The 23036-nt window shown below is 70.5% G+C and carries 22 protein-coding genes; 14 read left to right on the top strand and 8 right to left on the bottom strand.

All coding sequences use genetic code 11. The features are described 5' to 3' along the window. Positions 1–27: 27 nt before the first annotated feature. Positions 28–2136 (bottom strand): M6 family metalloprotease domain-containing protein, encoded by a 2109-nt coding sequence (locus tag HHX30_RS11280; RefSeq protein ID WP_311922319.1) that lies wholly within the window; start codon positions 2134–2136, stop codon positions 28–30. Between the two features lie 108 nt (positions 2137–2244). Between HHX30_RS11280 and HHX30_RS11275 the strand changes: the two genes are divergently transcribed. The 3 genes from HHX30_RS11275 to HHX30_RS11265 all read left to right on the top strand — a co-directional run bounded on the left by HHX30_RS11275 (position 2245) and on the right by HHX30_RS11265 (position 4231). After that, positions 2245–3423, top strand: a complete 1179-nt coding sequence (locus HHX30_RS11275; RefSeq protein ID WP_169981826.1) for a helix-turn-helix domain-containing protein — start codon at positions 2245–2247, stop codon at positions 3421–3423. Positions 3424–3533: 110 nt separating this feature from the next. Further along, positions 3534–3809 carry a hypothetical protein gene (locus HHX30_RS11270; RefSeq protein ID WP_169981825.1) on the top strand — a complete coding sequence of 92 codons (276 nt, stop codon included), beginning with the start codon at positions 3534–3536 and terminating at the stop codon, positions 3807–3809. Beyond that, complete coding sequence (locus tag HHX30_RS11265) at positions 3806–4231, top strand: PIN domain-containing protein (protein ID WP_169981824.1); 426 nt, start codon at positions 3806–3808, stop codon at positions 4229–4231. The genes HHX30_RS11270 and HHX30_RS11265 overlap by 4 nt, the downstream gene beginning before the upstream one ends. A gap of 177 nt (positions 4232–4408) precedes the next feature. On the opposite strand, the gene HHX30_RS42615 is transcribed toward HHX30_RS11265, so the two are convergent. Then, entirely contained in the window at positions 4409–5332 is a 924-nt protein-coding gene (locus HHX30_RS42615) for a collagen-like protein (protein WP_169981823.1), read from the bottom strand. Positions 5333–5535: 203 nt separating this feature from the next. Then, positions 5536–6333 (bottom strand): hypothetical protein, encoded by a 798-nt coding sequence (locus tag HHX30_RS42610; protein WP_283246735.1) that lies wholly within the window; start codon positions 6331–6333, stop codon positions 5536–5538. Positions 6334–6571: 238 nt separating this feature from the next. Between HHX30_RS42610 and HHX30_RS11250 the strand changes: the two genes are divergently transcribed. Next, positions 6572–8023, top strand: a complete 1452-nt coding sequence (locus tag HHX30_RS11250; RefSeq protein WP_169981822.1) for an MFS transporter — start codon at positions 6572–6574, stop codon at positions 8021–8023. On the opposite strand, the gene HHX30_RS42605 is transcribed toward HHX30_RS11250, so the two are convergent. Beyond that, positions 7930–8625, bottom strand: coding sequence for a TetR family transcriptional regulator (locus HHX30_RS42605; protein ID WP_169981821.1), 696 nt, complete (start codon positions 8623–8625; stop codon positions 7930–7932). The genes HHX30_RS11250 and HHX30_RS42605 overlap by 94 nt on opposite strands. A gap of 109 nt (positions 8626–8734) precedes the next feature. Between HHX30_RS42605 and HHX30_RS11240 the strand changes: the two genes are divergently transcribed. Further along, a complete protein-coding gene (locus HHX30_RS11240; protein WP_169981820.1) occupies positions 8735–10147 on the top strand; it encodes an MFS transporter in 1413 nt (470 codons plus the stop codon). Positions 10148–10239: 92 nt separating this feature from the next. Beyond that, a complete protein-coding gene (locus tag HHX30_RS11235) occupies positions 10240–10680 on the top strand; it encodes a sterol carrier family protein (protein WP_169981819.1) in 441 nt (146 codons plus the stop codon). 13 nt (positions 10681–10693) lie between these two features. On the opposite strand, the gene HHX30_RS11230 is transcribed toward HHX30_RS11235, so the two are convergent. Next, positions 10694–11323, bottom strand: a complete 630-nt coding sequence (locus tag HHX30_RS11230; protein WP_169981537.1) for a DUF4190 domain-containing protein — start codon at positions 11321–11323, stop codon at positions 10694–10696. Positions 11324–11486: 163 nt separating this feature from the next. On the opposite strand from HHX30_RS11230, the gene purF reads away from it, so the two are divergent. Together purF and purM are read left to right on the top strand one after the other, a co-directional pair. Beyond that, positions 11487–12923: an amidophosphoribosyltransferase gene (gene purF, locus HHX30_RS11225; RefSeq protein ID WP_169981818.1), complete on the top strand. Its 1437-nt coding sequence runs from the start codon at positions 11487–11489 to the stop codon at positions 12921–12923. Next, positions 12920–13948 carry a phosphoribosylformylglycinamidine cyclo-ligase gene (gene purM / locus HHX30_RS11220; RefSeq protein WP_169981817.1) on the top strand — a complete coding sequence of 343 codons (1029 nt, stop codon included), beginning with the start codon at positions 12920–12922 and terminating at the stop codon, positions 13946–13948. The genes purF and purM overlap by 4 nt, the downstream gene beginning before the upstream one ends. 362 nt (positions 13949–14310) lie before the next feature. Here the strand turns inward: purM and HHX30_RS11215 are convergent, their stop codons facing one another. Together HHX30_RS11215 and HHX30_RS11210 are read right to left on the bottom strand one after the other, a co-directional pair. Continuing rightward, a complete protein-coding gene (locus tag HHX30_RS11215; protein WP_169981816.1) occupies positions 14311–14541 on the bottom strand; it encodes a DUF3073 domain-containing protein in 231 nt (76 codons plus the stop codon). Positions 14542–14692: 151 nt separating this feature from the next. Beyond that, positions 14693–15811 carry a Glu/Leu/Phe/Val dehydrogenase gene (locus HHX30_RS11210; protein WP_169981815.1) on the bottom strand — a complete coding sequence of 373 codons (1119 nt, stop codon included), beginning with the start codon at positions 15809–15811 and terminating at the stop codon, positions 14693–14695. A 134-nt stretch (positions 15812–15945) separates the two neighbouring features. Here HHX30_RS11210 and HHX30_RS11205 point away from each other — a divergent pair, with 134 nt between their 5' ends. Both HHX30_RS11205 and bldC read left to right on the top strand, forming a co-directional pair. Then, positions 15946–16812, top strand: coding sequence for a hypothetical protein (locus HHX30_RS11205; protein WP_169981814.1), 867 nt, complete (start codon positions 15946–15948; stop codon positions 16810–16812). A 483-nt stretch (positions 16813–17295) separates the two neighbouring features. After that, positions 17296–17499, top strand: a complete 204-nt coding sequence (gene bldC, locus HHX30_RS11200) for a developmental transcriptional regulator BldC (protein ID WP_013133571.1) — start codon at positions 17296–17298, stop codon at positions 17497–17499. 403 nt (positions 17500–17902) lie between these two features. On the opposite strand, the gene HHX30_RS11195 is transcribed toward bldC, so the two are convergent. Next, positions 17903–18583 carry a TetR/AcrR family transcriptional regulator gene (locus tag HHX30_RS11195; RefSeq protein WP_310742127.1) on the bottom strand — a complete coding sequence of 227 codons (681 nt, stop codon included), beginning with the start codon at positions 18581–18583 and terminating at the stop codon, positions 17903–17905. A 222-nt stretch (positions 18584–18805) separates the two neighbouring features. On the opposite strand from HHX30_RS11195, the gene HHX30_RS11190 reads away from it, so the two are divergent. From HHX30_RS11190 to HHX30_RS11175, 4 genes are all read left to right on the top strand, one after another. Continuing rightward, a complete protein-coding gene (locus HHX30_RS11190) occupies positions 18806–19909 on the top strand; it encodes a LacI family DNA-binding transcriptional regulator (RefSeq protein ID WP_169981813.1) in 1104 nt (367 codons plus the stop codon). 115 nt (positions 19910–20024) lie between these two features. After that, on the top strand, positions 20025–20291 hold the full coding sequence (locus HHX30_RS11185; protein ID WP_169981812.1) for a hypothetical protein: 267 nt from the start codon (positions 20025–20027) through the stop codon (positions 20289–20291). Between the two features lie 66 nt (positions 20292–20357). Beyond that, a complete protein-coding gene (locus HHX30_RS11180) occupies positions 20358–21293 on the top strand; it encodes an N-acetylmuramoyl-L-alanine amidase (protein ID WP_169981811.1) in 936 nt (311 codons plus the stop codon). An 88-nt stretch (positions 21294–21381) separates the two neighbouring features. Next, entirely contained in the window at positions 21382–23022 is a 1641-nt protein-coding gene (locus HHX30_RS11175; RefSeq protein ID WP_169981810.1) for a beta-N-acetylhexosaminidase, read from the top strand. Positions 23023–23036 lie beyond the last annotated feature (14 nt).

The raw sequence follows: 23036 nt of genomic DNA, 5'->3' as shown, positions 1-23036 counted from the left end.
AAGGGCCCGCTCGCCTTTTGTACGGCGTCAGACGGCGTTGACGTGGCAGGTGGCGGTCATCGTCTTGGACGGGTCGCTCTCGGAGGTAGCCGTGAGCTTCACCGTGGCGTGACGGCTGCCGCCCGCGGACTGCTGGGCGAAGACGGTGACGGTCTCCTTACCGCCGAAGTCGACGGCCGCGAGGGCGTTGGGCGTGATCGTGGTCCAGCCGTTCCCATCGACCTCGGCCTTCAGCCGGTAGACGTCACTGTTCAGGTACGCGCTGACGTCCTCGGGGTGTTGCCCCTGAGCTGAGGCGGCCTTGCCGGTGTTGAACAGCGGGAAGCCGCACATCGACACGCCCTTCTGGGCGGCGGGGACGCCGGCGCCCGGCAGCAGCTTCACGCCGCGCTTCTGCGGGCCCGCGCCGTCGAGGGACCTGATCGCCACCGTGTACGACAGGGTCCCCTTGGCGTCGCGCTGCACGTCTGTGACGTAGAAGTGCAGGCGGTTGACCTGGTCCACGTACTCGTACTGGCTGCCCGAGTCGGTGCCCGCGTGGAAGAGGGCGTCGGCGAGCTGCCGGTAGTCGCCGATCGTGATCGGGACCTTGGTGCCGTCGGGCAGCACGTAGTCGGTCATGTTGATGTCCTGCGGATTGGCGTCGATCACCCACTCGAACGGCGCCCGGTCCTGGTTCTTGGTCTTGGCCAGGAGCACGCCGGAGTCGGGGGTGAAGGAGTCGCTGCCGATCCGGTCGACGACCTCCACTGTGTAGTTGTCGTAGCCGCCGCCGTCGCAGAGCGGCTCGGTCCGCTGGCTGCACGACCCGGTGGACTTGTCGCCGGTGTCGAAGGAGACGTTGACGCCGGTCAGCCGGCCCTTGCCCGGCTGGATCTCGCGTGCGGTCACCTTGGCGACCACCAGGCCGGAGTCGCGGAGCGCCTCGCGCGACAGGCGCAGGACGTTCTCCTCGTCGACGATGCCCAGCTTGATCTTGTTGCGCAGCATGTGCTGAGCGCCCATCGACGCGCCCGCCGTGGGCGGGATCAGCCAGCGGCTGTGCGGGCCGCCGGGGCCGTTGAAGCTGCCGCGGCTGAGCATCTCCCAGATGCCGGTGTAGGACCGGACCGGCGGGTTGCCGTACGGGTTGTTGTAGTTGTCCAGGACGCCCAGGATGTGGCTGAACTCATGGGCGAAGACCCCCTGGCCGGAGCTCTCGGCCTGAACGGAGTCGACGCCGATGTTCGCGTTGGGCCAGAACGTCGAGCCGGCGGCCCAGGACGTCCAGTCCACATAGCGGGTCCTGGACCAGTTGGGCAGGTTCGGGTCCGGCGGCCCGAAGTCGTCGGTGACGTCCTCCTTGGTGGGGAACTTCATCATGCCGAACTCCTGCCAGGTCGACGACTCGTCCTGACCGGCGCTCAGATAGAAGACGAAGTCGAACTGGGAGGTGACGTCCTGGCCGACGTCGGCGAGCCAGGCGGCCTTGCCGTCCGCGCGCAGGTTCTTGGTGCAGGTGTCCCCCGCCGGGCAGGCGTCACGCTGGTACTCCATCGCGTACTCGTGTGACTTGCCCGGCATGGTGTAGGGGCCGAAGGCGGTGAGGTCGACGCCGTACCTGCCGCCGGAGTCCTCCATCCAGTACTCGTGCAGGGTGTGGCCCTTGTTGAGCTGGTTGGGGGTGTTGAGGAAGTCCTGGTAGAACTTGGCGACCTGGCCACGGGGGATGTCGTGGGCCTCGGCGCTGGGGTTGCCGAAGACGGTCGAGTTCCGCGGCTGGGTGACCACGAACGGCTGGTTGGGATAGTCCACCAGCACCAGCGCGCCCTTGAAGGTGCGCGTCGACCCCTTCACGGCGGGGTTCGCCCAGTCGGTGCCCGGGATCTTCTTGTAGTCCGCCCACGTCATGTGGTCGGGGTTCTTCCAGTTCTGCGGGTCGATCGGCGCGACGACCCGGGACGCGCGGCCGCGCAGGTTCTGCGCCTCGTCCGGCTGGTCGCGCTGCCAGGGCTGGGTCTGGGGCCAGTGGTCACGACGCCAGGGGAGATCGGGGTCTCCGCCGGGGGCCGCGGAGGCGGGAGCCGCCGTAAGCGCGAGCGGGGCGAGCGCAATGGCTGCCACTATGCCCGGGAACAGCGTTTTTGAGAGTTTCACGAATTATGACGCTATAGAGACTATTGACGCAGATCATCGGTCACTTGTAGGGAAGAGCAACGGGCCCTTCTCCTACAGATGTCGAAGCGTCCAGGTGGAGGCCGAGTGGTGGATCTGCAGCGAATCGTGGACGACCTCGCCCTTCGGCTCGAAAGACCCCTGCTGCTCGAGGACGGCCGCCAGCGCGTCGTCGCCTACAGCGAGCAGGACGGGCCGATGGACGACGTCCGCCGCCAGTCGATCCTGCGCCGCCACACCACTCCCGACGTGCGCGACTTCCTGCGCACGGCGGGCATCCACGAGGCGACCGGGCCGCTGCGCACGCCCGGCGCACCGGAACTGGGCCTGCTGCCGCGCGTCTGCGTTCCCGTACGGCACGACGGCCTGCCGCTCGGCTTCCTCTGGTTCATCGACGCGGCCCCGGCCATGACCGAGCCGGAGATCGCGGTCGCGGCGGAGACGGCGCCCACCCTGGCCCTGACCCTGTTCCACGAGAGCCTGGCCTCCGAACTCGCCTCGCGCCGCGAACTGGAGGCCGTCACCGGACTGCTGCTCCGCGAGCCCGACGCCGACAGGACCCTGATCGGGGCGGGCGCGTTTCCGCACGGCGCGCCCGTGACCGTGGCGGTCGCCCGGCCCACCGCCGGCGAGGCCGACGAGACCCTGCGGCTGACGCTGGAACGCGGGCTGCTGGCCCTGCGGCGGCGCCTGGTCAGGCATCATCCCCTTCACCTGGTGCGCTACGACCACGCCGTCCTGCTCACCGCGGGCACCGGCGCCTTCCCCGAGGAGATGCACGCCGCCCTCGGGACGCCCGTCCTGGTCGGGATCGGCTCGCCACGCCCCTCGCTCTCCCTCGCGGCCGAGTCGTACGAGGAGGCCTTGCACGCCGCCGAGATCGCCGCGAAGGTGCCGGAGTTCGGGCGCTCGGCCGAGTGGGGCCGCCTCGGCGTCTACCGCATGCTGTCCGGAATGCCGCACGGCAACCTCCACCCGGGGCTGGCACGGCTGCTGGACGAGGCCCAGCACCGGCCGCTGCTGGAAACTCTGGAGATCTACCTCGACCTCGCCGGCAACGCCCAGGCCGTCTCCCGCAGGCTCCGCCTGCACCGCACGTCGCTCTACTACCGGCTGCGGCGGGTGGAGGAACTGGCGGAGACCGACCTCAGGGACGGAGGAGAACGGCTGAGCCTGCATCTCAGCCTCAAACTCGCCCGCCTCTCCGGTCGCTACCGCCCCTCCCCGTTTCCGCCGCTCCCCGGGGAGGATTATTCACACCAAGGTTGAGCAGGCGGAAGCCGGGCCTTCGCTGCGATCCTCGGCGGCCAGAAGAAGCAGGATGCGCGGCTGACTTACGATCCCTGCCTGATTCATAACGCGTGCCGTACACTCGTGGAGTGGCGACTCCTGCGCACAACGAACTGCACCACCTGGTCGACCAGCTCCCGCCCGACCAGGCGCGTCGTCTGCTGCGTCTGGTGGAGACCGACCCCGAATTGACCCACTACATTCCGGAAACGCGGCAGCTTTGTGAGCACGACCGGGAAGGCCTTGTACCGATCCGGGAAGCTCGACGACGTATCTCGTTCGCGGGAATTTTCGATGACGGCCCAGCGGATCTGGCCGAATGCGCTGAAGACTATCTTCGCGAGCACTTCACTAGACCAGTGTGACGACCCTGCTTGATACAGGCCCGCTGGTGGCCGCCGCTCATCGCGGCGACAAGCACCACGAGGCGTGCGTACGCCTGCTGGAAGAGCTTCCCGGCCCGCTTCTGCTGCCCATCACCGTCCTGATCGAGGCGTGCTGGCTGATCAACAAGTACGGCGGCCCCGCAGCTCACGCGGCTTTCCTCGAACAGCTCCACGCCACCACGAGCAGCGGCGATCTCACCCTCGTCGCCGTCACTCCCGGCGATCTGCGTCGCATGGCCGAACTGGTGCGCGCCTATCCTGCCTTAAGACTCGATCCGGCGGACGCCTCGGTGGTCGCGTTGGCCGAGCGGCTCGGCGTCCGGCATGTCGCCACTCTCGACCGGCGGGACTTCTCCGTCATCCGCCCTCGCCACTGCCTCGCGCTGACGTTGCTTCCCTGAGTTGTTCGCCTGCGGGAACCACCGGCTGCCGGACGTCTCGGGTTACGGAACCGACGAAGGCCCTTCCGGTAACCCCTCCGGAAGGGCCTTCGCAGTCGCCGTACGCCAACGCCTCATCGCGTACGGCAAGCATGGGCGGCGCGTGCGCGGAGCCCTAGGGGCTCCACCGGCACGCTCTTACGAGATCTTGGTGCAGATGGCGTAGACGAGGCCGTTGTCGCCGCCGCTACCGCCGTTGCCCGTCAGCTCGACCTTCCAGCCGTTGCCGCTCATGTAGCTGCCCGTGACGGTCTTGCTCGAGCCGACCTTGTAGCCGCCGCCGGTGACCGTCTCACCCGCCGCGCAGGAGACGGATCCGCTGTTCCCCGAGATGAACGCGCTCGCCATCCGTGAGCTCAGGGTGGCGGCACCGCCGCCGGAGTCACCCTGGCCCTTGAGCCACTTCAGGAAGTCGGCCTCGTCCTTGGCGTTGCAGGCGCCCTTGTTCCAGATCTCGCAGGCGCTCTTGCCGTCCTCACCGGGCAGGCCGCGAGGACCGGTGTCGCCCTTGGCACCGGCGGGACCGGCAGGACCGGCGGGACCACGGTCGCCCTGGGCGCCCTTCAGACCGGTGTCGCCCTTGGGACCGGTGTCGCCCTTGTCCCCCTTGGGACCGGTAGCACCGGTGTCGCCCTTCGGGCCCTCCGGCCCGCGCGGACCCGCGGGACCGGCGGGACCCTGCGGTCCGGTGTCGCCCTTGTCGCCCTTCGCGCCGGTGTCACCCTTGGCTCCGGTGTCGCCCTTCGGGCCCTGCGGGCCGCGCATGCCCTGAGGACCACGCAGACCCTGCGGGCCGGCGGGACCCTGCGGACCGGTGCCGCCGATGCCCACCGGACCCTGCGGGCCGGTCTTGTTCCACGACACCTTGGTCTCGGTCGTCTTGCACGTGGTGGTCGCGTTCACCAGGCGCATGTACCGCGTGCTCTTGTTCACACACGCGTAGAACACGGCGTCACTCGCCGACGAAGCGGTGGCCGCGCCACCCAGAACCAGGACCGACCCGGCCAGAGCACCGGCCGTCATCAGGCCGATGGTGCGTCCGCCCGGCAACTTGATAGCCACGGAACTTCCCTTTCTGAAGCGCACGAAGTGCGCGGAAAACGCATGTTGTGCATGTGATACACGCGCCAGGAGTTATGCCGGTTGTCGCGCTAAACATCACGTATGCGCATCTTCGCTACCGGTGAGTGCGAGCGGTCAAGAAATCGGGGCCCGGGACGCGGGCGTGGTGGAGCCCCCACGGACTCCACCACCTCTCATCGTCTTCAGTTGCCGCTGGTGGGGCTGGGAGTCCTCGACTGGAGGGCCGGCGTCTTGTCCTCGGCCTTCTTCTCGTCCTCGCCGGACTGGGAGGCGGCGTTGCCGCCACCGCCGACGGTGGCGCAGATCACGTACGCGGTGCCCTTGGTGCCGATCGATCCCTTGATCTCCCAGCCGGTCGGCTTGCCGCCCTCGATGATCGGGCCGTTGGTGAGGACCTCGCCGATGATGCTCGTGCCGCGGTAACCGCCGCCCGTGGCGTAACCGCTGCCACAGCTCAGCTTCACGGTGTTGTTCTTCAAGCCGAAATTGAACTCCGCCTGCTTGTAGGAGATGCCGCCGACGCCCGAGTCGCCCTTCGGGCCCTCCGGTCCGCGCGGACCGGCGGGACCCTGCGGTCCGGTGTCGCCCTTGGCGCCGTCGGCTCCCTTGGCGCCCTGGGGGCCCTGCGGACCGGCGGGACCCTGCGGGCCGGTGGCACCCTTCGGGCCCTGCGGGCCGCGCATGCCCTGAGGACCACGCAAACCCTGCGGACCGGCCGGACCCTGCGGACCGGTGCCGCCGATGCCCACCGGACCCTGCGGGCCGGTCTTGTTCCACGACACCTTGGTCTCGGTCGTCTTGCACGTGGTGGTCGCGTTCACCAGGCGCATGTACCGCGTGCTCTTGTTCACACACGCGTAGAACACGGCGTCACTCGCCGACGAAGCGGTGGCCGCGCCACCCAGAACCAGGACCGACCCGGCCAGAGCACCGGCCGTCATCAGGCCGATGGTGCGTCCGCCCGGCAACTTGATAGCCACGGAACTTCCCTTTCTGAAGCACATGAAGTGCGCGGAAAACAGAAGTGATGCACGTGATACACGCGCCGTGGGATATAGGGGTTGTCACGTTAAACATCACGTATATGCATCTCCGCTATCAGTAAGCACGGATGGTCAAAAAACCCCGTTCTATGGCAGGGCAGCCTTCAGCGGCACATCTGTCCGGTGAGTGGATCCGGGACAATTGAGACGTACGGCGCACGCCAGAATCGACGGCATGGCCGACAACCCCCCAGAACCCGGCTCTGCCGAGCATGCGAACGCCCTCCGGTACGCCTGGAGGGTCTGCTCTGTCACCGGGCTCGGTCTCGTGCTCATCGGGCTCAGTTCCAGCACGCTGAACGTCGCCCTCCCCTCGGTCGTCCGGCACTTCGAGGCCGGGCCGCTGGCGTCGAGCTGGATCCTGCTCGCGCACCTGCTGATCAGCACCGCGACACTGGTGTTCTTCGGGCGCGTCGCGGACCTGCTCGGCAGGCGGGAGGTCTACCTCGTCGGTTTCGCCCTCTTCACCGGCGCGTCGCTGCTCGCCGGGATCGCGCCCGACGTCGGCGTCCTCATCGTCCTGCGGGCCGTCCAGGGACTCGGTGCGGCCATGATCCTGGCCAACGGCACGGTGATCGTCACCGCCGTCTTCCCGCCCGACAGGCTCAGCCAGGGGATGGGCGTCTACATGGCCACGCTCTCGGTGGCCCAGCTCGCCGGGCCGACCCTCGGCGGCCTGATCGCGGACACGCTCGGCTGGCGGTGGATCTTCTGGATCAACGTCCCGGCGGGGGTGGTCGCGCTCGCCTGGGGCACGGCCGTGCTGCGGAAGGTCCCGACCGGTCCCCGGCAGTCGGTGGACGTGCTGGGCAATCTACTCGTGTTCGCCGCGCTGTCGGCCGTACTGGTCGCGATCAGCCAGGGCGAGCCGTTGCCCGGTGTGGCCGCCGCCGCGCTCGTCCCCGCACTGTTCGCGGTGGAGCGCAGGGCGCGCAACCCGGTGCTCAACCTCACGTTGTTCGGCGGGCGCATGCTGCTGTGCGCCAACCTGGCGTCGTTCGCCAACGCGCTGGCGCGGTCGTCGCTGATCCTGCTCGCCGGGCTCTACTTCCAGGCCGCGCGCGGGGCCGACGCGCTGGCCGCCGGCGTCGCCGTGCTGCCGGTCCCCGTGGGCATGACCCTCGCCTCTCCTCTGGCGGGCGCGCTGGGCCGCAGGGTGAGCCCGTACGCGCTGTCGGTGGGAGGGTCCGCGCTCTCGGCGTCGGGGCTGCTCGTCCTCACGCTCGCGGTCGGCCCGGCCACGCCGTACTGGGTGATCGGCGTCGGGCTCTTCGTGTGCGGGTGCGGCAGCGGCGCCTTCCTCACCGGCAACACGACGCAGGTCATGGGCGCGCTGCCCGAGGAGAGCCGGGGAGTGGTGAACGGCTTCCGGCTGATGGTCATGAACGTCGGCGTCGTGCTCAGCGTGGCGACGACGCTGACCGTGCTGACCGCCTCGGTCGCGCCGGCGCTGCGGGACCAGGTCTACGCCGGGACGCTGTCACGGGTGTCCCCCGACGCGCTGCGACAGCTCATGGCCGGGTTCCACACCACCTACCTCGTGTTGTTCTGCGTCGCGCTGCTCGGCGTCCTCTTCGCGGCCATGGCCTCGACCCCGGACATCAGGAGATCCAGGCCGAACGCGTAGTAGGCGTCGAGGTCGGGCTCCTGCTCCATCGTCCTGGCGTACTCGACGATGCGGGGGAACTCGTCGGCCGGGAGCCGTTCCAGGGCCAGCCGCTTCTGGCGGCGCAACTCCGCCGCCTGCTCGGCGGTGAACGCACCGGGGCAGCCGGGCTCGTTGTCCACCAGGGCCATGGCCCCGTGCAGCAGGTAGGTGGAGACGGCGTAGCCCTCGCTCAACGTGAAACCGGCCTGGGAGAGCAGGTCGAGCGCGGTGTCGGTCGCGCGGCTGAAGCTCGGCAGATCCTGCTTCTCGACCATCGCGAACAGCCCCGGCATGTACCGGTGCCGCCGCATCACTCCGATCAGCGCCTCGACCATCACCCGCAGCCGCGCGTTCCACGGCGCGGCCGGGTCGAACTCGGCGGCGACCTCGGCGAGCAGATGGTCGGCGACGCAGACGAGCAACTGGTCCTTGTTCTTGACGTGCCAATAGAGAGCCATCGGCGTCACCCCGAGCTCCTGGGCGAGCCGCCGCACCGTGACCGACTCCAGGCTCTCGGCGTCGGCCAGCTCAACGGCCTTCTCGACCAGACTCAGGCGGCTCAGCCGCTCCGCGTTCGCCATGGCCCGCAGCCTCCCTACCTCTTCGGCACTTGACAACTATACGCCGTACAAGGTCTCCTATGCACCGTACATGTACGCCGTACATGTACCGCGTATAAGAGGAGGACACATGTCCGGACGGTGGTGGGCGCTGGTCGCGGTTTCGCTCGCGACTTTCATGACCTACCTGGACAACAACGTGGTCAACGTGGCCCTGCCGACGATCCAGCGGGACCTGGCGCTGACGATCTCCGGGCTGGAGTGGATCGTGAGCGCGTACATCCTGGTGTTCGCGGGCCTGCTGCTCGCGGGCGGACGCCTGGCGGACGTCTTCGGCCCCCGGACCGCGTTCTTCACGGGCCTGACGGTCTTCACGCTCGCGTCGGTCGCGGCGGGTCTCGCCGGGAGCCAGGAGACGCTGATCGCGGCGCGGGCGGTGCAGGGGCTCGGCGCCGCGCTGGTGACGCCGTCGACGCTGGCCCTGCTGCCGCGGATCTTCCCCGATCCGCGCGAGCGGGCGACGGCCGTCGGCATCTGGAGCGCGGTCGGCGCCCTGGCCCTCGCGATCGGCCCGCTCACCGGCGGGTTCCTCAGCGAGAACGCCGACTGGGGCTGGATCTTCCTGATCAACCTGCCGATCGGCGTGGTCGCGGCCGCGATCGGCCTGCGTGCGATCAGGGTCGAGCGGGCCGCGTCCGGGCGGGTGTCCCTCGACCTGCCCGGCCTGGCCACCTCCGCCGTGGCGCTGTTCGCCCTCACCTACGCGCTCATCGAGGGCGAGTCGCGGGGGTGGACCTCGGCACCGATCCTCGGGGCGTTCGCGGCCTTCGCGGTGGCCGCCGTCGCGTTCCTGGTCGTCGAGTCCCGTACGGCGCAGCCGATGATCGACCTCAGCCTGTTCCGTGCGCGGATCTTCAGCGGCGGCCTGCTGTCGATGGGCCTGTGGTCGTTCGGCGTCTTCGGCATCTACTTCTTCACCGCGCTCTATCTGCAGAGCGCGCTCGGGTTCTCCCCGACAGAGGCGGGCGCGGGCTTCGTGCCCATGGCGCTGCTCATGGCGGTGATCGCGAGCGTCTCGCCGCGGATCGCCGAGCGCTTCGGCAGCGCGGGCACGGTCGCCGCCGGGCTCGGCCTGATGGCGGTCGCCATCGGCGGGCTGTCGAGCGCGGGCGAGGGCTCCCACTACGGCGACCTGCTCCCCTGGTTCCTGCTGTACGGCGCGGGCGCCGGCCTGCTCGTCCCCCTGACGAACGTGGTGCTCAATGCGATGCCACCCGCGAGGGCCGGTGTGGCCTCGGGCGTGCTCAACGTCTCCCGCGAGGTCTTCGGCCTGCTCGGCATCACGATCCTGGGCGCGATCCTGAGCGCCAGGCAGAGCGCGGTCGGCGGCGCCCCGCTGCACGCCTTCCTGGAGGCCTACCGGTTCACGCTGCTGATCGCGGCGGCGATCGTGCTGGTCGGCGTCCCGGTCAGCCTCTACTCCCTGCGCCGCACCCGTGCCGCCGCCGTCGCCGAGCCCGCCGTGCCCGAACCCGTCGCCTGAGTCCCCGTACGGCTCCGCGCGTGCGGAGCCGTACGGGGAACGGCCGAGCCGCAGCGAAATCGAGCGGAGGCGGAATCCTGGACAATGGGCCGGTGCCGGTACGCAGACTCGACCCGGGGAAGATCAGAGAGGCGCTCGACGCCCAGCTCGCCGATCTCGGACGGCCACCGTTCGACGGCCCCGAGAGCGCGGCGGGGAACGCGTGCGTGCTGGCCGTGCTCGACGCCTACGAGGCCGGGCTCACGCCGGTCAGGACCGCCGCCCGAGTCGCCGTGCGGCACCTGCTGGACGAGCTGGCCGCGCGGGCGCCGGGCCGGTCGGTGGAGGTGCGAATCCCGCCGTACGCCGCCGTGCAGTGCGTGGAAGGGCCCCGGCACACCCGGGGCACCCCGCCCAACGTCATCGAGACCGACCCCCGCACCTGGCTCGAACTGGCCACGGGCCGGTTGTCCTGGACCGGCGCCACCGACGCCGGGAAGATCTCGGCCAGCGGCTCCCGGGCCGACCTGTCCGCGCTGCTGCCTCTCTGGTGACCTCCGCCCCGGGTTATCGCGGCCCGGCGAGCCGGTCCTCCACGCAGCGCTGCGCGTCCTCCTGGGTGGGATAGAGCCGGCGGTCGAAGCACTCGCCGACATGCCTGGTCTGGAACCAGGTGTAGAAAATCACCCCGATGACCAGGGCGAGCACCAGCGTCAGCCCGCTCAGCACCAGCCCGCCGACCGCCCTGCGCCTGTTGGAGTTCCGCACGATCGCCACGATGCCGAGGACGAGTCCGACGACCGCCACGAGCGTGCCGACACCGCAGACCAGCAGCAGGACGAGCGAGCAGATCCCGAGCACCAGCGCGGCGGTCCCGAGCCCGCCGCCCGGCTGGGGCCCCCAGGGCCCACCGGGAGGTCCGCCCGGCGCCGGAGGCGGCGGCAGCGGCCCCCCGTACGGCGGCTGCCCATATGGCGGTTGTCCGGAGGGAGGCTCCCCATACGGCGGCTGTCCGTAGGGCGGGCCTCCGGGTCCGCTCCACGCCCCTCCGGACGGGCCCTGGCCGGGCGTCCCGGGGGCCGGAGGCTCATGGGGCCGCCGGGGTTCGCCGGGTCCTTCGGGCATCCCCGCCGACGGCTCCCGCCCCTCCGGGCCGTACGGCTCCCGCGGCTGCCCGGGGTCGTGGGGTGTCGCCACGATCATCCCTCCCGTACCGATTCTGGGGCCTGCCCGAAAGCTCAGGCTCCCCCGAAATCCGCGTGTGAGCAGGGACGACACGGCAAAGAGCGGGTGATGCTTCCGGCACCTCACAGGCATGCCCCGGTTTGAGCAGCGCCAATGCCCAAATAGACTCAAGTACGTGTTGAAGGGCGACGGCCGGCTGGGCCATGACCTCGACCCCCAGGACCGCGCTCCGAAGGACGCCTGTGGCGTCTTCGGCGTATGGGCGCCCGGGGAGGACGTCTCCAAACTCACCTACTACGGCCTCTACGCGTTGCAGCACCGTGGACAGGAGTCCGCGGGCATCGCGGTCAGCGAGGGCAGCCGCATCCTCGTCTACAAGGACATGGGCCTGGTGGCCCAGGTCTTCGACGAGTCGATCCTCGGCACCCTGCGCGGGCACCTGTCCATCGGGCACTGCCGTTACTCCACGACCGGATCGAGTGTCTGGGAGAACGCGCAGCCCACGCTGAGCTCGACCGACGGCGGCGGGCTCGCGCTCGCCCACAACGGCAACCTGATCAATACCGCCCACCTGGCCGAACGGCTCGCGCCGGGCTCCACCCGCGCGACGACCGACACCGAGGTGCTCACCGCGCTGCTCGCGCAGGACTCCTCGCGCCCGGTCGAGGACGTGGCGGCCGAACTGCTTCCCGAGATCAAGGGCGCCTACTCGCTCGTCTGGATGAACGAGACGACGCTGTTCGCCGCCCGCGACCCGCAGGGCATCCGCCCGCTGGTGCTGGGCCGGCTGGAGCGCGGCTGGGTGGTCGCCTCCGAGACCGCGGCCCTCGACATCGTCGGCGCGTCGTTCATCCGCGAGATCGAGCCCGGCGAACTGCTCACCATCGACGAGCGCGGCGTCCGCTCGCGCCGCTTCGCACCGGCCGAGCCCAAGGGCTGCCTGTTCGAGTACGTCTACCTCGCCCGGCCCGACACCACGATCGCCGGGCGCGGCGTGCAGTCCACCCGGGTCGAGGTCGGCCGCGTGCTGGCCCGCGAGCACCCGGTGGAAGCCGACCTCGTCATCCCCACGCCCGAGTCCGGCACCCCCGCCGCCATCGGCTACGCCGAGCAGAGCGGCATCCCGTACGGCCAGGGCCTGGTGAAGAACTCCTACGTCGGCCGGACGTTCATCCAGCCGTCGCAGACGATCCGGCAGCTCGGCATCCGCCTCAAGCTCAACCCGCTGCGCGAGGTCATCGAGGGCAAGCGCCTGGTGGTCGTGGACGACTCGATCGTCCGCGGCAACACCCAGCGGGCCATCGTGAAGATGCTGCGCGAGGCCGGGGCGACCGAGGTCCACGTCCGGATCTCCTCGCCCCCGGTCGCCTGGCCGTGCTTCTACGGCATCGACTTCGCCACCCGCGCGGAGCTGATCGCCGGGTCGCTGTCGGTCGAGGAGATCCGCGCCTCGCTCGGCGCCGACTCCCTGGGGTACATCTCCCTCGACGGGCTCACCCGGGCGACGACGCTGCCGGCCGACCGGCTCTGCCGCGCCTGCTTCACCGGTGAGTACCCCATTCCCATCGAGGACGACAGAGTGGGCAAGTTCGTGCTGGAGGCCCAGCGATGACCAGCTACGCCGACGCCGGCGTCGACATCGAGGCGGGCGACCGCGCCGTCGAACTGATGAAGTCGCGCGTGGCGCGGTCCCGGCGCCCGGAGGTCGTGGACGACGTCAGCGGCTTCGCCGGTCTCTTCGACGCCTCGGCGTTCCTGCGCTACCGCAGGCCGCTGCTGGCCACGTCCACCGACGGCGTGGGCACCAAGGTCATGCTGGCCCAGCAGCTCGGCAAGCACGACACGATCGGCATCGACCTCGTCGGCATGGTCGTCGACGACCTCGTGGTCTGCGGGGCCGAGCCGCTGTTCATGACCGACTACATCGCGTGCGGCAAGGTCGTGCCCGAGCGGATCGCCGACATCGTGGGCGGCGTGGCCGAGGGCTGCCGGCTCGCGGGCTGCGCGCTCGTCGGCGGGGAGACCGCCGAACACCCCGGGGCGATGGGCCCCGACGAGTACGACCTCGCAGGCGCCGGCACCGGGGTCGTCGAGGCCGACGAGCTGCTCGGTCCCGACCGGGTCGCGCCGGGGGACGTGGTGCTCGGGCTGGCCTCCAGCGGCGTCCACTCCAACGGATACTCGCTGGTCAGGCACGTGATCAAGACCGCCGGGCTCGGCCTGGAGCAGGAGCTGCCCGAGCTGGGCCGCACGCTCGGCGAGGAACTGCTCGAGCCCACCCGCATCTACTCGCTCGACTGCCTGGCGCTCATCCGCGAGACCGAGGTGCACGCCCTGGCCCACATCACCGGCGGCGGGCTGGCGGCCAACCTCGCCAGGTCCCTGCCCGGCACCGTGGACGCCCTGCTCGACCGTGACTCCTGGACGCCGCCCGCGATCTTCGAGGTGCTGGCCGGGCGCGGCGGCGTGCCCCAGGAGGAGATGGACAAGACGTTCAACCTCGGCGTGGGCATGTGCGCGATCGTCCCGGCGGCGGAGGCCGACAAGGCACTCGCGCTGCTGACCGGGCGTGGCCTGCCCGCCTGGGTGCTGGGCGAGGTCGTCCCCGGGGAGGGGCGAGCCCGTTTCCGCCGGTGAGGTCCCGGGTTCCCCGGCCCCATCCGGCTCTCGGCGCGTGACGGCCGTCGCCTGCCACCCGGCAGCGGCGGCCGCTCAGCTACGTCATCACCGGGAGAACGGCCCCCTGGGAACCACGTCGGCAGTGCCTTCGCCGGCTGGACGTGAACGCACGGACCAGCCGCCCGTGGGAACGCGGAAACACGCCGACGGCACGACTGCCGCGACCCCATCGCCACAGGGCATGGCCGACGGCGACCGTGGCACCGTACGAGAACTCTCACGCGAGCGGAGAGGCTCGAGGGAGCACGAGTCGCCGATATGTGAGAGTAACCCGGCGGGAACGTCCCCGCCGGGTCACTCACCTGGCGATCAGAACCGGGTCAACGCCGCCCACGGCGGTCGTCCTCGCCGTCATCGTCGTCGACGACCCCGTAATCGGCGTAGCGATCAGCCAACTCTTCGTAAGGGTCATGCTCGTCACTGTGGCCGGAATCGTCGGCGTCCACGACTCCGAGCTCCGCGCGCAGGCGCTCAAGATCCGTCCCGCCGCTGTTGTACTTCAGCTGACGGGCGACCTTGACCTGCTTGGCCTTGGCTCGGCCGCGCCCCATTGGCTCGACCCCCTCATGCGGGGTCGTGCCCGACCCCTCGTCACTAACGCACCGCGCACCGACGCCACCTGACTTCAGGCGTCAGTCTCTCGTTCGCCTATTACCGTACCTGGTTTGTGCGCCGCTCGGTACGTCGTACGAGCGGCGGCGGTCAGCGCCGGAGCCAAATACCCCTTAGCCGACCGATTTCTGACATTCTCCGCTCTGCCAGCCTATCCGCTGCGACCGCGGGAGGGACGCCTTCCTCATCGGCGGAGCGGAAGATCTTCAAGGTCGTGTCGAAGATCCTCGCGGCCCGCGCGCGGGCCCGGTCCATGTCGAAGCCCTCGATCTCGTCGGCCACCTGGATGACCCCGCCCGAGTTCACGACATAGTCCGGCGCGTACAGGATGCCCCGCTCGGCGAGCTGCTTCTCGACGCCGGGATGGGCGAGCTGGTTGTTGGCGCCGCCGCAGACGATCCTCGCCTTGAGCCGGGGGACGGTCTCGTCGTCCAGCGCGCCGCCGAGGGCGCAGGGCGCGTACACGTCGATGTCGGACGCCGCGAGCGTGGCGGCGTCGGCCACGATCTCGACGGCGGGGTGGCGCCGGCGCACCCGTTCGACGGCCTGCTCGTCGACGTCGCAGATTACGACCTCGGCCCCGTCCTCGATCAGGTGGTCGACCAGGCGGTGGCCGACCTTGCCGACCCCCTCGACCCCGACCCGCCTGCCGCGCAGGGAGGAGGCGCCGTACACGTGGTCGGCGGCGGCCCGCATGCCCTGGAACACGCCGAAAGCGGTGAGGATGGAGGAGTCGCCGGCGCCGCCGTGGGCCTGGGTGCGGCCGGTGACGTAGGAGCACTCGCGCGCCACCACGTCCATGTCCTCGCTGTAGGTGCCCACGTCGCAGGCGGTGTAGTAGCGGCCGCCCAGCGACTGGACGAACCTGCCGTAGGCCCGCAGCAGGGCCTCGCTCTTGTCGGTGGCGGGGTCGCCGATGATGACGGCCTTGGCGCCCCCGTGGTCGAGGCCGGCCAGCGCGTTCTTGTAGGCCATGGCCCGCGAGAGGTTGAGCGCGTCGGCGAGCGCGGCCTGCTCGCTCTCGTAGGGATAGAACCGGGTGCCGCCGAGCCCCGGTCCGAGGGCGGTGCTGTAGATCGCGATGATGGCGTAGAGGCCGCTTCGCTCGTCGGAGCAGAAGACGACCTGCTCGTGTCGCACCGGCTGGACGGGGTTCGCGTCGTCGCCCGAGCCGGAGTCCTTGTGGGACAGCCCGAAAACGTCGGTCACGGTGGTGACTCCTGATCGTGTACGCCGCCTCGTTGCGGCGATCGGACTTCAGCTTATCCGATACACCCACGAAACGATCATGAAAACCCTGGGTGGTGCTGCACATGCGTCCGGCGGCGTGGCACGATTCTGGTGTGCTCCCCTACGCCGCCTATCTCCGTGTGTACGAGCCGCTGACCGCTTTCGCCCCTCAGGATCAAGCTCGGTGGGCCCGGTACGCCGAATCACGCGACCGGCCGCGCCGGGCGGGGGCGCTCGAGGTCGAACATGGCGAGGCGGTCCGCCGCCTGCTGTCCGTCCCGCCGCTGCCGGCGCCCGAGCGGGAGAGCCCCAACGCGTACCTGCGCCGGGTGGAGGAGACGCTGTACGTCTGCCCGTGGCAGAGCAGGCTGCGGTCGTGGCTGGCGTTCGCGTCGTTCCGCGGAAGCGTGCCGGTGAAGCTGTCCTCCCGGTTCGTCCCCCAGGCCATCGCGGAGCAGACCGCCGACGACTTCGACCGGTTCAAGCGCGAAGAGCGGTCGCTGCGGACCCACATCCGCACGGGCGCCTGGCACGTGCCGATCTCGTGGTTCGTGCCGTTCGACTCGGCCGAGCGGTGGCTCGTGCTGGGCTCGGAGCAGCCGGCCGAGCCGGGCGCGCAGACCACCGCCGCCCCGCCCAGGAACATGCTGTACGTCACCTCGATGGCACAGGCCCGCCGCCGGGTGGCCCGGGCGCTGGTGGTGATCCGCAGGCACGTCGGTCAGGTGGCGGCCCTCACCGAGGTCGAGGAGGTGGGCCGCTGGCTGGAGGAGTTCCACCCCCACTCGCTGGTGGAACTCGACTACGGCGGCCTCGTCCACCTGATGGACGACAGGACACTGCAGGGCGATCAGTCCGTGGCCGAGGTGGCGACGGCGCTCGCGGGTTTGGACAACGGTCAGGAAGAACTTGCCTTCGCGATGTATCAGCGGGTGATTCTCCGCTGGAGGTCGATCCGCGCCCTGGAGTCGGCAAACTGACGGTCATGAAGATGGCCCGACCTGCCGATTCTGGTCATGACATAGTCGATCTCACATCTACGAACTGAGTAGTTTGCCGTTTTCACTGCGATACCACGAAACGTGTCGCTAGAATCACCCAGCGTGACATCAACCCGTGGTCGAGACGTTGTGCCCTAAGGGCTCGCCAATCGCGCTACGTGGCTGTATGGTCACATCGGGTGATTCCGTAAATGATCCTAGAAACCGCACGTTTTGGATCATTGAAGGACATCCGTGACAGTGCCACGACCGACAAGATTTACCCGATCGGAGCGGTCCAGAGAGGTGCACCGCACAGCGGCGGAGGAGGAGCCCGTAGCGGAGAGCTACGAGCCCGCCCTCACCGCCGTCGGACGCCTCTCTGAGCGACACGACGGGCAGAGATTGCCGGCTGGGGGCACTTTGCGCCAGACAAGTCGCAGGATCGCTGCCGGCGGTCCACACGGAGGAGAGGCCGCACAAATGTCAGCTCGTACACCCGAGGCCGAGCCACTGCTCACCCCGGCGGAGGTCGCCACGATGTTCCGCGTCGACCCCAAGACCGTGACGCGGTGGGCGAAGGCGGGCAAGTTGACGTCCATCCGCACCCTCGGCGGTCACCGGCGCTACCGGGAGACCGAGGTCCGGGCGCTGCTCGCGGGCATTCCGCAGCAGCGGTCCGAGTAGGACGTGGCCGTCACGCCAGGGGGGAACAACGGCGCGCTCGCGTCGGGGATGTGAGCGCGTCCGTCATCGGACACAGCGAGGGGACCGCCGGCCGCAACCGGCACGCACTGTCCGCACCTGCCCCGCAGGGGCATCGGTCAGGGCCCGGTCGTCCTCGCCTGCATCCGGCTGCCTCAGCCGGAGGCGACAAGCCGTCCTCTCTGGGACGGAGATGTCACACTCCCATGACCGCTACCCCGTCATGGGAGGAATCTGGGGGTCGGCGCCGCCCGCCCGGCGCCTCCCCGCGCGAACGCCCGGTCCTTCCGCCTCCCCGGCGGTTCCTCTCTCCCCATGCGTACGTCGTCCTGACCGCCGTACCTTGGGGCGCTCTCCGGACGTCCCGGGGGGCTTTCCCGACGGATCAGGGAACGGCCTCACGGTTCGTGGCGGGCAGCAGGGTCTCCAGCAGCACCCGCACCCCGGGATCGTGCCCGCTCGCCGTCCGCAGGAGCGCGACCATCTGGTCCACCAGCAGGCGCTCCAGCTCGGCCCGTTCCATGTCGCGGTGCTCCAGCCAGTCGAGGCCGGCCGTCTCCACCGAGGCGACCCACGACCTCAGCGTGACGCGCAACGCCGGACCGGGCGCGTCGACCCCCATCTGATGAACGATCATGCGCAGCATACGCTGGCGCACCCCGTCGACGATCTCGCCGATCTCCCCGGCACGGTTGGCCGGTCCTCCCCTGAGCAACGCGGCGAAGCCGGCCGCGTGCTCCTCGACGAAGTCGAAGTACCGCGTCAGCCCCGAGGTGAGCTGCTCCAGCGGGCCGCCCTCGCCCTGCGGCTGTAACCGTGCCCGCAGTTCGGCCGCCGCGCTGCGCAGGGCCGCCACGTAGAGCTCCTGCTTGCCGCCGAAGTAGTGGTAGACGAGCGCCCGCGACGCGCCCGCGGAAGCCGCCACGTCGTCGATCGAGACGTCCTCTGCGTCGTGCCTGCTGAACAGCTCGAGTGCGGCGGCGATGAGCTCTTCCCGCCGCCGATCGACGCTGAGCCTGCGGCGCGCCGGCCGTGCACCGTCTTCCGCTTGGCGTGTGGCACCCACACTCCGCACCCTAGCGAATCGTCCCTCAATGAGGGGGACCGGCCGGATCAAGGGTTTCCCCGCGAACCCCCTCCCGGCGCCGCCTCCCTACCCATGGTCCGGCTAACCTTCCCAACGCCCGATTAGAGGAACGATCCTGTCTTACCGCGATCAACCCGTACCCTCTGGGCAACTCGATCGTTTGGTGTGTCAGGTGCACGTCCACGCATCGTGGGGAGAACCATGTCAGGACCGTCCATGCAGACCACTGCCCGGAAAGACGTCGGGGTCGATATCCCTGCCGGCGGACTGTCCGATGGGTTCAGCCCACGGCCCCGCCCAACCATCCGCAACGTCGCCGAGCGGGCAGGAGTCTCCAAGTCGCTCGTGTCTCTCGTGCTGCGGGGCTCCCCGCACGTGAGCGAGCATCGCAGGGAGGCCGTCCTCCAGGCCGCCCGGGAGCTCGGCTACCGGCCCAACGCGGTCGCCCGCAGTCTGGTCGAGGGGCGGACCCACCTGGTGGGCGCGCTCGTGGCCGACCTGCACAACCCCTTCTACGCGGAGTTCCTCGACGGCCTGCAGGAAAGCCTGCACGGCGATGGGCTGCGGCTGCTCATCGGCAGCGGCCGCTGGGACCCGGCGTTCGAGGACGAGGCCGTCGAGGCCTTCCTGGAGCTGCGGGTGGACGGACTGGTCCTGCTCGGGGTCGCGCCGTCCAGCGACACGCTGGCCGAGGCCTCGGCCTACACGCCGACCGTGGTGGTGGGCGAGCGCGACGTCGAACTCGAGGGCGTGGACATCGTCGTCGACGACGACCAGCTCGGCGCCCGCTTCGCCGTCGACCACCTCGTGGAGCTGGGGCACCGGCGCATCGCCCACATCGAGGGCGCGCCGTCGTCGGCCGCCCGGTGCCGCTGCGAGGGCTATCTGGTGGCCATGCGCCGCCACGCGCTGGCGCCGTACATCATGGTGGAGCACGGCGACTTCAGCGAGGAGGGCGGCCGGCGCGCGGCGCTGGCGCTGCTGAAGCGCGAGCCCCGGCCGACGGCGATCTTCGCGGCGAACGACATCGTGGCCATGGGCGTGCTGACCGCGGCGAGCGAGCTGGGACTGCGGGTGCCCGAGGACCTGTCGGTCGTCGGGTACGACAACACGCACCTCGCGTCCGTCACCCACATCTCGCTGACCAGCGTGGACCAGCCCCGGCGGGCCATGGGCCGCTCGGCGGCGGCGTTGCTGAGCGACCGCATCACCGAGCCGGGCAAGACCGCCCGGCTGCGGCAGGTGAGCCCGCAGCTCGTCGTACGGCGCAGCACCGGGCCTGCTCCAAGTGGTGACCAAAGCTAGGTCAATCACCGACGTGTCCCCTCGCGGCGGGTGTTGACTTCAGCCGTGGCGCCGGCCCCCCGGCGGGTCGCGGAAGGGCTGCCCGCGGGCCGGCGACCGGGAATCGGGGGGATACATGCGTGATCCTGAGTTGGTCTCGTGCGCGCAGCGGGCCGCCGGCGAGCTGGAGCGGGCCTGGGCGTACTGGAGGGAGAGCCGGGGGCTCGGCAGCGAGGACATCGCCGAGTCGGTGGCGAGCTACGTCGCCCACTCGATCGACCACCCCTGGGGACGGCCCCGCGTGGTGCTGGGCCTCGACGCCGAGGACGCCCGTGAGCTGGCCGCTCTCCTGCACCGGCAGGAGGTCCCCGAGCCGGCGTGGGCGGGCAGGTTTCCGGCATAACGGTCTGATCACGACTCCGTTCCGGTTAGGTTGGGGAGACTGCACCTCCGGGAAGGGATTTCGACCGTGATCAGACGACCACTCGCCGCCGCAGCCCTGGCCCTGTGCGGGGTCGGAGCCGTCGCCTGCGGCGGCGCTGAGGTCTCCGACACGGGGGCCTCCGTCCCCGCCGCCGCCACGCCCCAGGTCGGGCAGCCGGCCGCGACCCAGAACCGGGCGGCCGACACTGCGGGGCAGGGGACGTCCGAGCCCGCCGGGTCCGAGACGGACATCACGACCGTCCCCGACACCCGTACGGCCGCCGCCTCCGAGACCGCCTCCGAGACCTCGGCCAAGCCGCTGGCCGGGAAGCGCGTCGTGATCGATCCGGGTCACAACGGCGGGAACTTCCGGCACGCCCGGGAGATCAACAAGCTCGTCGACATCTCCAACCAGAAGAAGGCCTGCGACACCACCGGCACGTCGACCAACGACGGCTACACCGAGGCCGCCTTCACCTGGGACGTGTCCAACAAGCTCGCGAAGCTCCTGAAGGCCCGGGGGGCCACGGTCACGCTCACCCGGTCGAGCAAGACCGACTGGGGTCCCTGCATCGACAAGCGGGCCGCCATCGGGAACGAGAACGACGCGGACGCGGCGATCTCCATCCACGGCGACGGCGCGGCGGCGAACCTTCACGGCTTCCACATCATCATGCCGAAGAAGATCGGCGGGCCGGTCGACGCGGTCGTGGACGACTCGGCGCGGCTCGGTGAGGACGTGCGGAACGCCTTCCAGAAGGGCACCGGCCTGCCGTACTCGAACTACATCGGCAAGGATGCGCTGAACTACCGCAGCGACCTCGGCGGGCTCAACCTGTCGAAGGTGCCGAAGATCTTCATCGAGTGCGGCAACATGCGCAACGCGGCCGACGCCGCCAAGTTCAAGGACCGGGAGTTCCGCCAGCGGATGGCCGAGGCACTGGCGCAGGGCCTGGAGAAGTACCTCACCTCCGCCCGCTGACCGAACCCTCGCCGGGGGTGGCGCCCCCGCCAGGAGGGCTGTGGACGGGGTGGCGGGGCTGTCGGTGAGGTTTGGCATCATCGGCGGCATGGACCACCTGCTTCCCCGGCCGAGGCTGACCGAGACCGGTTCCGGGTCTGCCGAGATCGCGCCCGGTTCCGCCGTGTCGGGCCCCGCCCCGCTTGCCGACGCCGTACGGCTCGCGCTCCCCGTGCTCGACCTGAGGCCCGGCGACGCCGCCACGGCGGCCGTACGGGTGGCGGAGGACCCCCGGCTCGGGCCGGAGGCGTACGCACTGACGATCGCGGGCGACGGCGTGCACATCACGGCCGGGGACCGCGCGGGGGCCTTCTACGCCGGGCAGACGCTGCGGCAGCTCCTGCCGGCCGAGGCGTTCCGGTCGGCCCTCGTGCCCGGGACGTCCTGGACGGTCCCCCGCGGGCGGGTGGAGGACGCGCCGGGGTTCTCCTGGCGCGGCACCCACCTCGACGTGGCGCGCAACTTCCTGCCCAAGCGGGAGGTGCTGCGCATGATCGACCTGATGGCGCTGCACAAGCTCAACCGGCTGCACCTCCACCTGGCCGACGACCAGGGCTGGAGGGTGGAAAGCAGGGCGTTCCCGCTGCTGCACGAGGTGGGCTCGCACCGTTCGCGGACGATCACCAGCCACCGGGGGGAGGAGCTCGCCTTCGACGGCGTCCCCCACGGCGGCCACTACACGCCGGCCGACCTCGCGGAGATCGCGGCGTACGCCCGGGCGCGGGCCGTCACCGTCGTGCCGGAGATCGATGTGCCGGGGCACGCCTCCGCCGTGCTGGCCGCCTACCCCGCGCTGGCCTCCCGGCCGCAGGAGCGCTACGAGGTGCTGGACCGGTGGGGCATCTCGTCGGCGATCCTGTCCCCGCTCCCGGCGACCGTCGACTTCCTGACCACCGTGTTCGCCGAGATCGCCGACGCGCTGGGGGATGTGCCCTACTTCCACATCGGCGGCGACGAGTGCGTGCTGGACGACTGGGCGGCGTCGGCCGAGATCTCGGCCTACCAGGCGTCGCTCGGCCTGGAGAGCACGGGTGACCTGCACGCGTGGTTCCTGCGGCGGCTCGCCGACGCGCTGGCCGAGCGCGGCAGCCGCACGGTGGTGTGGGACGAGGCGTTCGTCAGCGGCAGGCTGCGGCCGGACACGATCGTCATGCCGTGGCGCGGCGAGCACGTCGCCCGCCGGGCCGCGGCGGCGGGGCACGACGTGGTGGCGACGCCGGTCTTCCCGATGTACTTCGACTATGCCGAGGCCGCCTCGCCCGAGGAACCGGCCGGGCTGGGCGACGCGATCACCGTGGCGGACGTGGCGGCCTTCGCCCCCGCGCCGTCGCAGTGGCCGGAGGAGGACCGGGCCCGGGTGATCGGCGCCCAGTTCCAGCTGTGGAGCGAGCGCATCCCGGACGGGCGGACGCTCGACTACCGCGCCTGGCCCCGGGGCTGCGCGGCGGCCGAGATCGCCTGGACCGGCGGCCCGGCCGGGACCGAGGACTTCTTCCGCCGCCTCGACGCCCACCTCGCGCGGCTTGACGCGTTCGGCGTGGAATACCGCCCGCTCTCCGGCCCCCGGCCCTGGCAGCGGGGCGGCAGCGGATGGCGCCGCCACCGCCCGGGCGCCGTCGCGGTGCACGACGTGATGCGCCACCTGCACGAGCTCAGCCTGTCGGCCGACTCCACCCGGCCCAGCATGTGACGCCGCACCACCTC

This window comes from Microbispora sp. H10836 (genome assembly GCF_012999525.1).
GTDB lineage: Bacteria > Actinomycetota > Actinomycetes > Streptosporangiales > Streptosporangiaceae > Microbispora.
Note: the sequence above shows the minus strand (reverse complement) of the source record. Positions and strands in the feature narration are given on the sequence as shown.

Bases quoted from the DNA above. Each gene is read 5' to 3' on its own strand.
- HHX30_RS11250 (WP_169981822.1), top strand. From the start codon at position 6,572: ATGGCCGACAACCCCCCAGAACCCGGCTCTGCCGAGCATGCGAACGCC.
- HHX30_RS42605 (WP_169981821.1), bottom strand. From the start codon at position 8,625: ATGGCGAACGCGGAGCGGCTGAGCCGCCTGAGTCTGGTCGAGAAGGCC.
- HHX30_RS11240 (WP_169981820.1), top strand. From the start codon at position 8,735: ATGTCCGGACGGTGGTGGGCGCTGGTCGCGGTTTCGCTCGCGACTTTC.
- purM (WP_169981817.1), top strand. From the start codon at position 12,920: ATGACCAGCTACGCCGACGCCGGCGTCGACATCGAGGCGGGCGACCGC.
- HHX30_RS11215 (WP_169981816.1), bottom strand. From the start codon at position 14,541: ATGGGGCGCGGCCGAGCCAAGGCCAAGCAGGTCAAGGTCGCCCGTCAG.
- bldC (WP_013133571.1), top strand. From the start codon at position 17,296: ATGTCAGCTCGTACACCCGAGGCCGAGCCACTGCTCACCCCGGCGGAG.
- HHX30_RS11190 (WP_169981813.1), top strand. From the start codon at position 18,806: ATGTCAGGACCGTCCATGCAGACCACTGCCCGGAAAGACGTCGGGGTC.
- HHX30_RS11185 (WP_169981812.1), top strand. From the start codon at position 20,025: ATGCGTGATCCTGAGTTGGTCTCGTGCGCGCAGCGGGCCGCCGGCGAG.
- HHX30_RS11175 (WP_169981810.1), top strand. From the start codon at position 21,382: ATGGACCACCTGCTTCCCCGGCCGAGGCTGACCGAGACCGGTTCCGGG.